Source organism: Mesorhizobium sp. B2-3-14, from assembly GCF_006442175.1.
In the GTDB taxonomy this organism is placed as follows: Bacteria; Pseudomonadota; Alphaproteobacteria; order Rhizobiales; family Rhizobiaceae; genus Mesorhizobium; species Mesorhizobium australicum.
Window position 1 is genome coordinate 220,349 of sequence record NZ_VFVP01000009.1, and the last position, 14,672, is coordinate 235,020.

14 protein-coding genes are annotated in these 14,672 nt (G+C 59.8%); all 14 read right to left on the reverse strand.

Translation table 11 applies throughout. From position 1 onward, the window contains the following. Nucleotides 1–10: 10 nt before the first annotated feature. A complete protein-coding gene (locus tag FJ950_RS22485) occupies nt 11–784 on the reverse strand; it encodes a polysaccharide biosynthesis/export family protein (protein ID WP_140618675.1) in 774 nt (257 codons plus the stop codon). Further along, the gene (locus FJ950_RS22490; protein WP_140618677.1) at nt 781–1,593 is read right to left on the reverse strand and encodes a CpsB/CapC family capsule biosynthesis tyrosine phosphatase; all 813 of its coding nucleotides are present in this window, start codon (nt 1,591–1,593) and stop codon (nt 781–783) included. Before FJ950_RS22490 ends, FJ950_RS22485 begins: the two co-directional genes overlap by 4 nt. Nucleotides 1,594–1,718: 125 nt before the next feature. After that, nucleotides 1,719–2,153 (reverse strand): hypothetical protein, encoded by a 435-nt coding sequence (locus FJ950_RS22495; protein ID WP_140618679.1) that lies wholly within the window; start codon nt 2,151–2,153, stop codon nt 1,719–1,721. A 196-nt stretch (nt 2,154–2,349) separates the two neighbouring features. Further along, on the reverse strand, nt 2,350–2,838 hold the full coding sequence (locus FJ950_RS22500; RefSeq protein ID WP_015318732.1) for a hypothetical protein: 489 nt from the start codon (nt 2,836–2,838) through the stop codon (nt 2,350–2,352). A gap of 437 nt (nt 2,839–3,275) precedes the next feature. Continuing rightward, nucleotides 3,276–4,403 carry a glycosyltransferase family 4 protein gene (locus FJ950_RS22505; RefSeq protein ID WP_246681363.1) on the reverse strand — a complete coding sequence of 376 codons (1,128 nt, stop codon included), beginning with the start codon at nt 4,401–4,403 and terminating at the stop codon, nt 3,276–3,278. A gap of 34 nt (nt 4,404–4,437) precedes the next feature. Beyond that, entirely contained in the window at nt 4,438–5,517 is a 1,080-nt protein-coding gene (locus tag FJ950_RS22510) for a glycosyltransferase family 4 protein (RefSeq protein WP_181171388.1), read from the reverse strand. Nucleotides 5,518–5,564: 47 nt separating this feature from the next. Then, a complete protein-coding gene (locus FJ950_RS22515; protein ID WP_140618685.1) occupies nt 5,565–6,980 on the reverse strand; it encodes a lipopolysaccharide biosynthesis protein in 1,416 nt (471 codons plus the stop codon). Further along, nucleotides 6,904–8,148, reverse strand: coding sequence for an oligosaccharide repeat unit polymerase (locus FJ950_RS22520; protein WP_140618687.1), 1,245 nt, complete (start codon nt 8,146–8,148; stop codon nt 6,904–6,906). The genes FJ950_RS22515 and FJ950_RS22520 overlap by 77 nt, the downstream gene beginning before the upstream one ends. A gap of 129 nt (nt 8,149–8,277) precedes the next feature. Beyond that, a complete protein-coding gene (locus FJ950_RS22525) occupies nt 8,278–9,090 on the reverse strand; it encodes a class I SAM-dependent methyltransferase (protein ID WP_140618689.1) in 813 nt (270 codons plus the stop codon). Between the two features lie 74 nt (nt 9,091–9,164). Beyond that, a complete protein-coding gene (locus tag FJ950_RS22530) occupies nt 9,165–10,406 on the reverse strand; it encodes a glycosyltransferase (RefSeq protein ID WP_140618691.1) in 1,242 nt (413 codons plus the stop codon). Beyond that, the gene (locus FJ950_RS22535) at nt 10,297–11,466 is read right to left on the reverse strand and encodes a glycosyltransferase (RefSeq protein WP_140618693.1); all 1,170 of its coding nucleotides are present in this window, start codon (nt 11,464–11,466) and stop codon (nt 10,297–10,299) included. The genes FJ950_RS22530 and FJ950_RS22535 overlap by 110 nt, the downstream gene beginning before the upstream one ends. 112 nt (nt 11,467–11,578) lie before the next feature. Further along, complete coding sequence (locus FJ950_RS22540) at nt 11,579–12,274, reverse strand: methyltransferase domain-containing protein (protein WP_181171112.1); 696 nt, start codon at nt 12,272–12,274, stop codon at nt 11,579–11,581. Nucleotides 12,275–12,357: 83 nt separating this feature from the next. Further along, nucleotides 12,358–13,383, reverse strand: coding sequence for an NAD-dependent epimerase (locus FJ950_RS22545; protein WP_140618697.1), 1,026 nt, complete (start codon nt 13,381–13,383; stop codon nt 12,358–12,360). Further along, on the reverse strand, nt 13,383–14,657 hold the full coding sequence (locus tag FJ950_RS22550) for a nucleotide sugar dehydrogenase (protein WP_015318742.1): 1,275 nt from the start codon (nt 14,655–14,657) through the stop codon (nt 13,383–13,385). Before FJ950_RS22550 ends, FJ950_RS22545 begins: the two co-directional genes overlap by 1 nt. Nucleotides 14,658–14,672 lie beyond the last annotated feature (15 nt).

Consider the following 14,672-nt stretch of genomic DNA (forward strand, 5'->3'; position numbering starts at 1 on the left):
CGTGCCTGTCTTATGGAATGACCGCAATGCGGGCCGCGCTCGAGGCGAGACCCAACGCGTCCTTGAGATTGTTCATCGCGATTTTCGACTTCGAAGCGAAAACGACGATCACGTCGCCGCCGTAGATGCGCGGGTTGCGATTCTTGCCTGCGCGAATTTCCTCGACATTGTAGTTGGCGACCAGCCTGCTCTGGCCAAAATTGCGATAGACGAAGACCTTGCCGGCGTCGCCGACAGCATTGAATCCTCCGGCGAGTGCGATCGCATCCAGCAGGGAAGCGCTGCTGGACACCGGATAGATGCCTGCCCTGTTGACTTCGCCGTCGACCGTAATGCGCTGGCCTACCGATTCCTTCACGAAAATCGTCACGTCGGGCGATTGCAGATATTTTGCGCCGTACGCGGTCTCGATTTCCTTCTCGAGCTGACGAACGGTCTTGCCGGCCGCGGTCATCGCGCCAATGAGCGGAAGGGAAATCTGGCCGCTGGCATCGACCTGAACGGTCCTGTTCAAATTATCGACCTGGAAGACGCTGACTTCGAGCACGTCGTTGGCTGACAGCGGCTGCTCGCTGCCATTTTGCGTGTTTTGCGGCGCTGGCAGGTCTTTCACCACCTGCAGCGCACCACCGCCGGCAAGGGCCGTCGAAGACGATGTCGGTTGCAACGCTTCGACGGAGGCCGTCGATGATGTCGAAGAAGAGCTCGCGCAAGCAGAGAGTGCAAGCAACGCGGCCAGCGTCGGCATACCTGCATTGTTTCTGGCAAGATCGAAAATGTTCATCCCAGAGACCCGCTCTTGAACAGCCGACCCAATCCGCCGAAACGGCTCGCGCTGCCGGCATACAATTTCTTGGTGCTCACTTTTCCAATGGGCGCGAGCAGCTGATTCTGCAATATCGCGCCCGGGCGTTTCACCGCCATATTGTAGGCTTCATCTTCGCCGCACCGATTTGCGATGGCGACCACCGCCTGGGAAAGCCCCGGCCGACGCCTCGACGGGCCGTGCGCATCGGATGCGATGATGTCCACCCTGCCTTCGTCGAGCAGCTTTTCCGAGTAGTAGAGAGCGGTCCGGCCAAAGGCTCCTACGACCGAATCCGCCGTGAGCTGGATAAGGCAGCCCAATGCGTTCAATCGCTCGACTACGTCATAGTTCGATTTGATCCAGGTCAACCGTTCAGGATGGGTCAGGATCGGAATATAGCCCGCGCCAACGAGGCGGGAAGCGAGATCCTCGAGCCGCGGCGGCAAGATGTGATGCGGTGGCTCAAAGAGGAAATAGCGCGATCCGTTCAACGTCGGCACTTTGCCGAGCTTCAGCCGGTCGGGAAGATCAGGCGAAACATGAACGTCGGCGCCGACGTAGAGGACAAGCGGGATGCTGGCGCAAGCAAGTTCCCTGACCAGCGCCTCGACTGCCTGGGCAATATTTGTCGTGCCGTTCTCATAGACGCCGGGCATGACGTGCGGGGTGCACACCATATGCGTTGTCCCATCAGCCGCTGCCAGCCGCGCCATTTCGAGCGATTCAGCCAGACTGGAAGAGCCATCGTCGAGACCAGGCAGAATATGGGAATGCAGGTCAATCATTGGCGTTTCTGTCTGCATGGAGGCAAAGCGATGCCGCTGCCTCGACAAAATACAAACGCATCACCCGCATGGCGGCGAATGACGCATTTCACAAGCTTACGCAGAACAGGAACGCTGGGGACCGACTAGCGGCTGACGGCGTCATCGTCATCCTGCAGGCCGAGAAGAAGGGCCGCGCCACCGCCAATCGCACCGGCACCGAGGAGAACCGGCAAAACGCCGGGCTCGGAACCGGCCGGCACGACAGCGGCTTGCGGTGCATCGAACGACACGCACATACCGCCCTCGACAGCGTCGATCTGGACGGTCACATTCGCCGGAACGTCGAACCCGCAATTGGTGCCTACAACCAGGGAAGCCGAAGCCTGCGCCCCTGTCATGATGCGTGCGCCCGAATAGACCGGCGCCTCGCCATTCACACCGGCATAACCGCCAGCCTGTGACATCCGCACGTCACCCTGGACGTTGGTCAACTGGCCGACCACACTTCCCGAAACCGGTATGGCCGCAAGGCAGGAACACTGCGCTGCCTGTGCGAAAGCCGCGGACCCGGCAAACAAAACATTTCCCGCTGCGAGCGCTACAAAAGCAATAACAACTCCAACTCGACCCGTCATTTCCGCCCCATCGAAACCAGCTATTCCCCGCCAGGATCGCCCACACTATTTCAACAACTACTAATGCAATATAGTTAACGAACCCATCTAAAGACACTATCGGCGCGCCGCGGCCAATCACGGCAATGGGCCACAGCCTTCAACGGCTGACAGCGCTGTCGTCGTCCTGCGTGGCCGCAAGCACGCCGGTCGCAAGAAGCGCACCAGAAAAAATTCCCTCGGGCGGACCGAAACCGCCGACCGCTCCGCCAGACTGCTGGATGGCGGCGGTCTGCTCGGAGCCAACCAGCTTGAGGCAGATGTTGCCCTCGACGCGAGAGACATCCAGGCTCGAACTCGCCGGCACATCCAGGTTGCAGCCGCCAACGGCCACGGACGCCGACCCCTTGGCGCCGACCACCACACGACTGCCGGAATCAAGCATATTTCCTGCCTTGGCCGGGCCGTAGCCGGCGGCCTGCGACACCATCACATCGCCATTGACGGAAACAATGGATCCAACCGGATTTGACGCACCATGATAGGCAGTCGCGCAACTGCAAGATGCTTTCTGAGCAAATGCGGAAGCGGAACCGAAACCGACGGAAACAACAAATCCAACCACCACGGTTCTGACGATGAGATTCATTCGTTTTGCCCTTCTCTCGAAGCCGCTCCTTGGAACTTGCAAATCAAAAGTTTATGACATCAGCGCGTAACAGTTTTTTGCCACAATTCCAACCTGTTTCGCGCCGGCGCTAGAATTTTGACTTGCCTCGTGCCTTTGGGAGCTCACCACTTTAGCAATAGCGCATGAAAAGTTCTGATTATCGCCGGCGAATTTCAGATTACCCGAAAAACAATTGAGATATCCTTTGCCCCGTGACTGCGCGCGAGCGCTCCTGATCAGACTTGGCGAACGGGAAGGTGGTTCACCATCACCGATGCAGCCACGGCAGCTTGCGCCTGGTCGGACAATCGTGGACTGGCAGCGGCTCATGAAGCCCCGGCGATCGGCCGCTAAGACGGAAATAGATCCGGTGTCAGCCGGCTCACGGCCGAGAAGCGGAAGGCGATGGCCGCTCATCACGTGGCGGCAGCCGTAAGCTTCTCTATCTGATGCATGTAGCTCTCGACGACGATCGTTTCCGAAAACTGCCGTTCAACCTTTTTCCGGCTCTCGTTCCCCATCGCGTCCCTGGAGTGGCCGTCCATCGTCACGAAATCGATCATCCGTGCCGACAGGTCGCTGGCATCCCTGACCTTGCAAAGGAAACCGTTGACGGCATGGTCCACCACCTCCTTGCAACCGGGCACGTCCGTGGCGATCAGAGGTTTGCCCATCGCGGCCGCCTCGAGCAGTGAGCGTGGGGTACCCTCCCTGTAGGAAGGCAGGACGACACAATCGGCAGCGTCCAGGAAAGGGCGAACGTCGTCGGTGGCACCGAGATACTCGACCAAACCCTCGTCGACCCATTGCTCGATTTCGGCGCGGCTGACCGCGGTTCGGTTCTCGACATCGAGAAAGCCAAGGAGTTGGAAGCGCACCGCAGGCGCTTGGCGACGGACGAGGCGGGCAGCCTCGATGAACTCACCGACACCCTTGTCCCATAGCAGCCTAGCCACCAGCAGAAATACGATGGCACCGGACGGCGCGCGCTGGCGCGGCGGCGGCGAGAAGCGCGCGAGATCGACGCCTGAGCCGGGCAGCAGCGCGGTCCGTTCCTTGCGCACGATGCGCGCGCCGACGAACAGCATCCGGTCGTCGTCGTTCTGAAAGAAGACCACCTTCGAACGGGCCAGCGCCAGGCGATAAAGGGCTTTGGCGATTCCCTGGAGAAGGCCGCCCTGGAGGAAGACAGTGCCGAGCCCTGAAACATTGTTTATGACCGGAATGCCATTCAGGTTTGCAGCCATCGAGCCGAACACGTTGGGCTTGATGGTGAAGCCTACGAACGCCAGCGGCTTCTCGCGGCGCAGGATAAGCCAGTAGCGCCACAGAAGCGCAAGGTCGCGAACAGGCGAGGTGCCGGAATTGTCGATTTCGATGTCGACGTGGCGGCAACCCATCCCTGGGATCAAGGATGAATACTCGTCCCTCGGCGCGACGACGACGACATCATAGCCGCGCCGCCGCAACGCCTCGATCAGGCCCTTGCGGAAATTGACCACGTTCCAGGACGTGTTGATCGAGATGACAATCTTCCTTCCCACCTCGGACCCCACTCCCCGCCCCTCCGGATGTCCTTCAGCTCATCGACGCGCGCGTCCGCCCGGTTCCAGTCCCAAAAGTCTCGAACAACCGCAAGATCATGTCATCATCCGCAACTGAAGAAATGCGCATGAAACATGCATCCCTTGCAAGCCGCAGGTCCTCGGGCCGGGCAATAAGCCCGGCAACCGCGCGAGCGATGTCTTGCGGGTCGTCTGGGTCAAAGTCGAACCCGGACCCCGGAGGGAGGTAATGCCTCGTGCCGCTGTCGCGCGACATCAATACGGCACATCCCGCCCAGGCGGCCTCGACGGGAGATACCGCGGCAGGTTCCGTACGCGAAGGCAATATCAAGAGATCATGGCTGGCATAGATCGAGATCATCCTGTCATGAGCTATGTTGTTTTGAAACCGAAGTCTGTCCGCCAGTCCAAGCGCTTGGGCCTCTTGCCGCAAGGCCTCACAAAAAGCCGCGTCGGAATGCGTCGCCTCCTCGCCGCACAACGTTATGGAGAATGGTGTGGACGCCGAGATCACCGCCAGTGCCCTCAGAAGCAAACTGTGCCCCTTTCGCTCCCGGTATTTTGCCACCATCAGGATTCGGGGCGGCGAATGCAACGGCCTGCCTCGCAGCGCTCTGATCCGGATCGGCTCGAAGGGATTTCCGAATGGCAGGGGCATGGCGCCTCCCGCACCGACGGAGCCAGGATTCGACGGGAGCCGTGACGTGAAGTGCGCAATCCCGAGTTGCCGAAAGACAGCTCTGCGGATCCATGTGCCGCTCCATGCCTGAGGCCTGACATTCTCCTGATCGTAGATAACCAGCTTGCGGCCTTGCAAAATCGCACACAACGCGGCGACCCTGCAGAACCATCGCGTCACGCCGCGCACGATCACCACATCGGGATTCTCGACCCGAAGATGTCTCCAGTAGGAAACAAGACCGGGAAAGGAAAAGGGCGAGTTTGGGATATCGCTCGGACCCATGTGCATAACTCTTCGTGACAGCGCCGATGGTGCCACTACATTGGGAGAAACAAGTGTGTAATTCTCCGTTGCCCCTGTTTCGACGACGTCGATTGCAACATGATGCCCGGCCGAGGTCAGTATGCGCACCCAAGGCACAACATTGGTGTGGTATCTTGGTAGGCAAAACAAGTATCTCAAACTGTCAGACCTGGGATGTTTTCCGTGATTCGGATCTGCTTTTTCAGCAATAATTGCGAAACCACCATCATTGCCGTGTAGACCAGCGCCGATGCGATCAGACCGGCCCAGGCGATACCCGGAATTCCGATCCAGCCCGACAGGACGAACGAAAGCGGCAGGTAGACGATGAATGCCGAGACCATGATCTTGAGAAGCGGTTTTGTTCCGGCCAGAACCTGGATCAAAGGATTGAAATGCATTCCGGCCAGGCCGAGACACTCGGCCGCGAACAAGATAGCGAAAAGCAGCGAGGCATCGGCATAGACCGAACCGGCGGCCAGAACCACGATGAATTTTTGCAGCACGACACCGCCCGCCGCCATGCCCGCGGCGACACATGCCGAGACCATCGTGATGCGGGCGTTCAGCCTGTTTAGGCGGGACGGAGATTCTTCGTTGGACAGTCTCGCGAGTTCGGGAAAGATCACCTGGTTCAAGGGCCCAGTCAGCCGGGACATCATCGTCGCCAGACGCGACGCCACGGAATAGGCGCCGGCGGCAACATCTCCTAAAAGACCGGCGACAAGGAACAAGGCTACATGTCGTCTAGCACTCACCAGGGTCGACAGCACACTGGTCCCAGTGGCCATGACAAGGAATGTCCAAAAGAAACGCCGCCTGGAACGGGAACGAAGCGGATTGAATAGTTTGATGTTCTCGCGTCGGGCATAGACAAGCAGCCGGACGAACAGCGCCAGATTGTAGAGCGCACCGATCGCCGCCAACACAGCCACATAGGCGATCAGAGGCGCTTCGATGGCCCAAAGGACGAGCGAGGCAACAACCACGGCAGCCCCCTGGGCGAGTTGATTGCCGGCAATGACGTCGTACCGCCCATTCAGGCGAAGCACGCCTTTGGGGGTGCCCGCGAGGCTGGCCAGCAAGGTGAGACTATAGATCAGCGCCAGAAGCCGATCCTGGTGGGATACGCCGATCGACTCCCCAAACAGCAGGACCCCACCAACCGCCACCGCAGTGGCGACAACGGCCGCCGAAACGTCGAGCGCGATCCCGCATGAAGCTGCCCGGCCAAGGCGCGAGCGGGACCTGGCGGACAGCCTGATGACAGGCTGCCAACTCTCAAACGTAGCGAGGCCGGAGATGAACGTGACATAGGCCTGGATTACGGCGAGGGTGCCAAAATCTCCGGGGCCGAGCGAGCGTGCATTGAGCGCCAACGCGATGACGGAACACAAAGCCGCCACTCCACTTGAGGATGTGGTCATGGTGACGTCCCGAGCGACCCTGCGCGCGCGTATCCATCCAGAAGGTTTGGCTATCGCCGTCATGTCCTCAGCCATGGTCCCGGCGCAGGTCCCGCACTCCCGCTTCCATCGCAGGCGCTTGCGGGAAGCACTTTCGATGGACATACACCAGCCCGAATATGAAAAGCGACACAAGGATGACCCGCTTGGCGGAGATGAACGCGCCGAGCAGTTCCTTGCGCTGGATGTAGAATGTGAGGTGGATGATCGCCACGATCAGACCAGACTTGAGCGTCGCGCTGCGCACGTTGCGGATTATTGCTTCGATGGCGACACAGACCAGGGAAAGAATAATGACGAGCAGCGGAAATCCGGCGTATCCGAAATTTGCATAGAACTCCGCCCAGATATTTGCCGCCACACCGCCACTGTAGCCCGGAAAAAGCAGCGGCTGGACCTGCTCGTTGTAAGTACAGCCATCCTTGCCGAAGACCGCATCCGAAAATGGAATGAAAGAAAGCGGCACCAACCAGAGATTGGAACAAGGCAAGGTGTAGTTATATTTTACGACAAGGTCCAAATGAGCCAATGTCACGAACTGCTCCAACCCGACAAGGGTGGAATCTGACAAATGGTCGAACTTTATTTTTTGGCCGACAAGCTCGAAATTCCCCGCCTTCACCGCGGAGTAGACAGACTTGTACACTGCCAGAAACAATAATGCTGAAAGCCCGCCAATGACATACCGTTTTCTTATCATCATCAACGGAACATTCCTGTATCTTACATACAGTAAAGATAGGATAGTTATCGCAACTGAGGATCTATGCCCAATATAGAGCGTTAAAATTAGTCCTAGCCAGCTCAGGGCCATAACAAGCCTGGATTTCCTCCATCCAGACAGAGCCCCAAAGACCACGCCGATGATACAAGCATTGTAAAATATATACTGAAACCGACCAGTTGACGATAAAACATCCGCCTTAGACGCGGAGAAAAGTGCCGGGTTCGCAATCGAAATTCCGCCGAAAATAATGATCATCGCGATTATTATCAACGACTCTCCTTGGCTATCTCCCTCAATTTCGAAACTCTGGCGTCTCGGAACGAAGCCAACCATCGCTGCGGCGATGCAAACCATGGAAACGGCGATGGCATACCCCGTGCCCAAATCATATGTAAAATCATACTTCCTTCCGCCAACGTCAACGTACTGAAAGCCGCCGGCAAGAAATGGAACAAAATAAAGTAGGCTCGATATAAGCAAAAGCATTTGCGGCGTAAGCGCAAAGGGTGAAACCAGGTAATCTCTTCTGACGTCCCGCGCCTTCACCCTATTGCCTAGCTCCCAATATCCTCACGCCCGGCGGCTCACAAATCCGGCTGGTGTCTGCGGCCCTCCGAATGCCATCCGAGTGCGGTACGGCGGGCGACATGTCGTGCGGAACGGGCCTGCCGACACCTAGACCTCGGCCATGATTACATGGGCCTGAATTTTGGCGGCGACTTCACCGCTGCCGTGTCGGTCTGCGATGGCGGATGCCGCGTAATCGGTTGCAGCTTCCAGTTTTCCAGCTTCCCTGGCCTCGATTTCGGTGCGAAGAACAGTGCCTTGACAGTAGGCAACGGCCGGAAGGCGTGGCGAGGATGCGCGGCTCTGTTCGGCTCTCGTCTCGATCACCACTCGAGAGAAGCCTGCATCCTCTAGGTCGCGACGGATCAGCACCTTGTCGTGATAGCCGTGCGGCGTGCGTGCCAGGAAGCGCGGGGGATCGTCGGGAAAGATCCGTGCCAGAGCGTTGGTCACGTCATCGGCGAACACATTCTCCTCGATGCGATCCCATACATTGAACAAAAACCGTCCGCCGGGCTTCAGGACCCGCCTGGCTTCGCGATAAGCAGACGTGCGGTTCGGAAAGAACATCGCACCGAACTGACAACAGACAAGATCGAAGGCCGCATCTTCAAATGGCAGCGCCATCGCATCCGCTTGGCGCCACTCGATGCGGCTATCAGGAGTTTGTCGCGAAGCAGCGTAGTCGAGCATCGGCAGGTTTAGGTCGGTCACGACATAGCTTGCGTCGGGCGACAGTCTTGGCGCCAATGCGCGGGTGACGACCCCGGTGCCCGCGGCGATTTCCAGGACCGCGCCGGGCGATAGGGCCGCTGCTCGCCGCGCGATATCCGCAGCGAACGGCTCAAAGATCAAAGGCACCATGTAGCGGTCGTAGTTTTCCGGAATTGAGCCCGCGAACAGCTTGTCGGTTTCCAACATGACAATCCCCACCGTCTGCCTGATGACTCGCAAGCTTAACATATAATTGTCTGTTCCTGGTCGTTTTCCGTGCGCTAGCCCTTGGCAGACAATCTCTCCCATAGCGCGCTGTATGCCCTTGCCATCCGCTCAACTGAAAAATCGGAAGCGACGCGGTTGCGGCATGCCTGCTGTCTTGTCTCCCAGGATGGCGAGTCACGGTTTTCCAGAGCCATGTTTGTAATGGCGCGAGAAAGCGCGTCGGGATCCTGGCTCGGAACAACACATCCGGTGTTGCCGACAATCATGCCGATATCGCCGACATCCGTCGCTACGCAAGGCGTACCGCACGCCATGGCTTCGGCGACGACGTTAGGGAATGCCTCGCGCCTCGAGGCAAGGACATGGATGTCGAACGCACTCATGAGAGCGGCGACACCGTCGCTCGGACCAAGCAGCATCACCTTGTCGCGAACGCCGTAACGGTCCAGCAGTCCGGCAAGGTCGGTATTTTCAGGAGAGATTCCGGGGCCGGCGAGAATACATTTGAAAGGGAACTCGGCGCGCGCCGACAGCTTGGCCAAGGCAGCGGCGAGATTCCTGTGATCCTTGTCGGGATGCCAGCGGGCGACGCTTCCGATGACGAATTGGCCTTCCTCTATCGACCAGGCCCGGCGCAGCCGACTGCGCGCCCTCTCATCCGGCTCGAAGACAGCCAGATCATAACCGTTCGGAATTATCGTCCAGTTCGAAGCCGAGTAACCCGCGCTGATATGGCGCCGTGATGCCTGTTGCGAACAGCTCACGATCTGGGTCGGGACCACCCGGGATATGAGCGCGCAGGCCCGGTCCGCCATCCGCGTGGCCAAGGGGGCGACAAGCGGATCCAGACCGGAATTGTGCATTCCCCAAACCACCAGCCGGATACCCGCAAGCCGAGACAGGACGCCTCCAACCAGATTTGCGTGGTACATCCAGCACTGGACGATATCAGGCGGATGGGCTGACAAGACACGCCGAAATGCCGCCAGCCCGCCGAGGCTTAGCCTTCCCTTCGGCATCGACAGACAGGTCAGGGGCACCCCCGCCTCCCGAAGCAGCGGGCCATATTTTCCTTCGTCGGAAAGCGAGACCACGGCGTGCGAATGAGTGTGCTCGGCCATGCAGAGACGGAACAAAGCCGCCTCAGCACCGCCATTGTGCAGCCCGGTGATGACATGCAGGACTTTAATCCGGGAGCTCCTTTCGGGTGGCGCTCGCCAAGCCCATACCCATCGCGAGCAGATACGCGTCAGCCACTTTTTCGACACTGAAATCTTGGGCTCGACGTCTGACATCGGGTGGGCTGATGTCATCGAGGCCGGCCAATATCGCGGCCGCGAAGGCTTGCACGTCGCCCACCGCGACAAGCCGCCCCCACTTGCCGTCCTCCAGGATTTCCGCTGGGCCGCTTTCGCAATTCGTGCTCACCACCCTGGCTCCGCAGGCCATGGCTTCGATAATCGTATTGGGAAAGCCCTCCCTTCGCGACGAATGGAGAAACAGCGCGGCGCGGTGCATCCACGGATACGGATTTTTCGAAAAGCCGACCAGGGCGACCGAGGAACGCAACTCCAGTTCATCGATCATCGTCTGCAGCGACGCGCGCAGCGGCCCTTCCCCCACAATCGCCAGTTTGACGGGTCGTTTCCTTACGACCTGTGAAAAGCTGCTAATCAGAGTGGCATGGTCCTTTGCGAAATCGAGGCGACCGACGGCGACCAGCAGGGACCTGCCGTCCTCGTCCGCGAACGGATGATCGATGGGCGCGCTGGCCTGTGCCTGAATGTGTTCTATATCCAACGGGTTGTGGATCACTTCGACAGAATTCGGGTCGAGCCCGATGCGCCTGATCAGATCGTCCGCAACGCCATGTGAGACGGCTATTATCCTGTCGGCATAACCGTATGTCATTCGCATGAGGAACGGCAGAAATCTCTCACGGATCAGTTTCGTATCCGCAAGGGTCCTGGACAGGTTGCTTCTCTCGGATATGACCGTACGCACCCCTTGCCGTGACAGGAAGGACGACACTATTGCCAGGATGTTCGCGTGAGGCAGCGCCGCCAGCATCACCCGCGGCTGCTCCGCCTTGACGTAGCGAATAAGGCCGGACAGGGAAAACAGCATGCGAGACGCCTGCAGATCCACTATCCTTATCGTGTCGGGAACCAAGGGAAGATATTCACCTATCGCACATCCAAGTACCAGATGCGTCACCAGCCCGCGCCGATCGAATTCCCGGGCCAGGGTAAGCATCGCGCGCTCGGTGCCACCTGCCCGCAGCGAGGGGATGAAGACGGCGATCCGGGCATCCGGACCGCCCGGCGACTTTCTATCTTTCCTCGTTCGCTTCATCCGGTTCGAAGCCCGGTCGCCGCCATACCGCCTCGTTCGGCTCTAGCTCTCCCGTCGGAAAGCAGGCGCAACCGGAAACGGGCCAGGACCGGCGGAGAATATCTTCGACGGATCACTGTTTTCGCCGAAAGACATAGGCATAGGTCTCCGCCGCATCCTTGCCGAGCAAGAGAGCGGTGATGCCAAGCCAGAGGCGCCAGGCGAGGAAAGCCGGCACGAAGGAATAGAAGTATGAACTTCTCCAGAACAGGCGCCGCTGGACAAGCTCCAACCCATTTTGCTCCGCGATCCTTTCCACCTCGCTTGGCAGGCATTTGTCATAGAAAGCCGGAAATCCGTCATGACCCCTGCCTTTGTCGGGATAGATGGCAAACAGCAGCCGCCGCTTGATCCTCTCTGGCAAAATCAGGTTCAACCTGGCGAAAACGGCATTGCGTGACGGCGAGAAAATGGCAACCAAACCGCCCGGCTTGACGCAACTGGCGATGCCGCGAAGCGCGCCCTCTCCATCGCGAACATGTTCCAGGGTCGCCTGGCATATGACCAGATCAGCGTCCTGCCTTCCCTTGAACACGGTAAGGTCCGCCTCGATCTGCTCGTCATAGAGTCCATCGGGGGCCTTGGACAGTTCCTCGGCGGCGAGATCAAGCCCGACCACGACGAGCCCGAGGCACCGCTTCTGCGGCAGGCTGACGAGCGGTCTTGCGCCTCCACCCAGATCGTAGACCAATGTGTCCGGAGACAGCAGCGCCGGCGCGATTTCGGTCGCAAACGTGCTATTGCCGTCCGCGCGAAGGCGTGGCGGCAAGGCCCTGTCAAGATATTCAGAGACCGCCACGTTCGCGCGTACAAACCCCCTCAGCAACGACACTGCCTCCTTATCGGTTCGCGCTATCCCCGCCCAAAATAATCCTGGTACCACTCGACGAACCGCCCCACCCCCTCGGTGACGGAGGTGCGGGGGCGATAGCCGACCGCCGCCTGCAGCGCCGAAGTGTCGGCGAAAGTGTCGGGCACGTCGCCGGCCTGCAGCGGCAGCAGCTCGATCACCGCCTTGCGGCCGAGCGCGTTTTCCAGCGCCTCGACATAGGCGGTCAGCTTCACCGGGTTGTTGTTGCCGATGTTGAAGATGCGCCAGGGCGCGCTGCTGGTCGCCGGATCCGGACGGCCGGAATCCCAGGCCGGGTTGGCCGCGGCGGGGCTGTCGCTGGTACGGATCACGCCCTCGGCGATGTCCTCGACATAGGTGAAGTCGCGCGTGTGGTTGCCGTTGTTGAACAGCTTGATCGGCTCACCGGCCAGGATGTTCCTGGTGAACAGGAACAGCGCCATGTCAGGGCGGCCCCAGGGACCGTACACGGTGAAGAAGCGCAGCCCCGTGGTCGGCAGGCCAAACAGGTGGCTGTAGCTGTGCGCCATCAGTTCGTTGGCACGCTTGGTGGCGGCGTAGAACTGCAGCGGATGGTCGGCCGGCCGATGCTCGGAAAACGGCATGTCGGTGTTGGCGCCGTAGACGCTCGAGGTGCTGGCATAGGTCAGGTGCGCGACACGGCTGCCGCGGCAGGCCTCGAGCATGTTGGTGTAGGCGATAATGTTGCTCTCGACATAGGCGCGCGGGTTTTCCAGGCTGTAGCGCACGCCGGCCTGGGCGGCGAGATGGATCACCCGGTCGAAGGCATGGTCGGCAAAGCAGCCGTCGACCACGCCCCTGTCGGCGAGATCGCCGTGGATGAAATGATAGCCGGCATTGGTCTTGCGGCTCGCCTCGTCCAGCAGCCGCAGCCGCGCCTGCTTGATTTGCGGGTCGTAGTAATCGTTGATGCTGTCGATGCCGACAACCTCGTCACCGCGCTCCAGGAGCCGCCTGGCGACATGATAGCCTATGAAGCCGGCAGCGCCGGTGACCAATACCTTCATCAGAAGCGCCCGTCCGTAACGTCCCTAGGGAACAGCCCCTTGATGTCGTAGATTACACTGGGGTCCTTGCAAAGCGACTTCAGCCCCGCAACGCCCAAGCTGCGGAACTGCGCGTGTCCGACAGCGACGATGACGCCGTCATAGCGCGCGGCGGGCATCTCCTTCACGCTCGCCGTGCCGAAAGCGCGTGCGCATTCCTGCGCGTCGACCCAAGGGTCCCAGATATCGATGCCGGCATTGTACTGCCTCAGTTGCGCGACGACGTCGACGACCTTGGAATTCCTCAAGTCCGGACAGTTTTCCTTGAAGGCCGCACCCATGACCAGAATCCGGCTGCCAACGACAGGTATGCCCTTGCGCATCATCAGGCGGGCCGTCTGGTCCGCCGCATGCTGGCCCATGCCGTCATTGATGCGGCGGCCAGCGAGAATCACCTCGGGATGATAGCCGAGTTCCTGGGCCTTGTGGGTGAGATAATAAGGATCGACGCCGATGCAGTGCCCGCCGACGAGGCCCGGCGTGAAGCGCAGGAAATTCCATTTGGTGCCGGCCGCCTCCAGCACCTCCGACGTGTCGATGCCCAGCTTGCCGAAGATCAGCGACAGCTCGTTCATCAGGGCGATGTTCAAGTCGCGCTGCGTGTTCTCGATGACCTTGGCGGCCTCGGCCACGGCAATGCTGGAGGCACGATGCGTACCCGCCGGCACGATCGAGGCATAGAGCGCGTCGATGGCCTCCGCCGCCTCTGGCGTGGAACCGCTGGTGACCTTGACGATCGTCTGCAGCCGGTGCTCGCGATCGCCGGGGTTGATGCGCTCTGGACTGTAGCCGAGGAAGAAATCGCTGTTGTAACGCAGCCCGGAATGTTTCTCGATCAGCGGTGCGCAGACTTCCTGCGTGCAGCCGGGATAGACGGTGGATTCAAAGATCACCACCGCGCCCGGGGATATGACCTCGCCGACCGTCGTCGACGCCATGACGAGAGGCTTCAGGTCCGGCCTGTTGGCCCGGTCGATCGGCGTGGGCACGGTAACGATGAAAATTCCGCAGTCGTGCAGATCGGCTTTCTCGCTGGTGAACTTCAGCCCTCTGGCGGCGGCGATTTCCTCCTCGCTGGCTTCTAACGTATGGTCCTCGCCGCGCTTCAGTGCCTCCACGCGCGACGGGTTGATGTCGAAGCCGATCACATCCCTGGTCGCCCCGAAGGCCACAGCCAGCGGCAGACCGACATAGCCAAGTCCGATGACAGCTATTTTCCTTGAGGCGAGATCCATTGCTTCCTGCACGTG

Coding starts and splice junctions, on each gene's coding strand:
- FJ950_RS22530 (WP_140618691.1), bottom strand. CDS start 10,406: ATGTCAGACGTCGAGCCCAAGATTTCAGTGTCGAAAAAGTGGCTGACG.
- FJ950_RS22500 (WP_015318732.1), bottom strand. CDS start 2,838: ATGAATCTCATCGTCAGAACCGTGGTGGTTGGATTTGTTGTTTCCGTC.
- FJ950_RS22525 (WP_140618689.1), bottom strand. CDS start 9,090: ATGTTGGAAACCGACAAGCTGTTCGCGGGCTCAATTCCGGAAAACTAC.
- FJ950_RS22485 (WP_140618675.1), bottom strand. CDS start 784: ATGAACATTTTCGATCTTGCCAGAAACAATGCAGGTATGCCGACGCTG.
- FJ950_RS22535 (WP_140618693.1), bottom strand. CDS start 11,466: ATGAAGCGAACGAGGAAAGATAGAAAGTCGCCGGGCGGTCCGGATGCC.
- FJ950_RS22545 (WP_140618697.1), bottom strand. CDS start 13,383: ATGAAGGTATTGGTCACCGGCGCTGCCGGCTTCATAGGCTATCATGTC.
- FJ950_RS22550 (WP_015318742.1), bottom strand. CDS start 14,657: ATGGATCTCGCCTCAAGGAAAATAGCTGTCATCGGACTTGGCTATGTC.
- FJ950_RS22490 (WP_140618677.1), bottom strand. CDS start 1,593: ATGATTGACCTGCATTCCCATATTCTGCCTGGTCTCGACGATGGCTCT.
- FJ950_RS22515 (WP_140618685.1), bottom strand. CDS start 6,980: ATGTCCATCGAAAGTGCTTCCCGCAAGCGCCTGCGATGGAAGCGGGAG.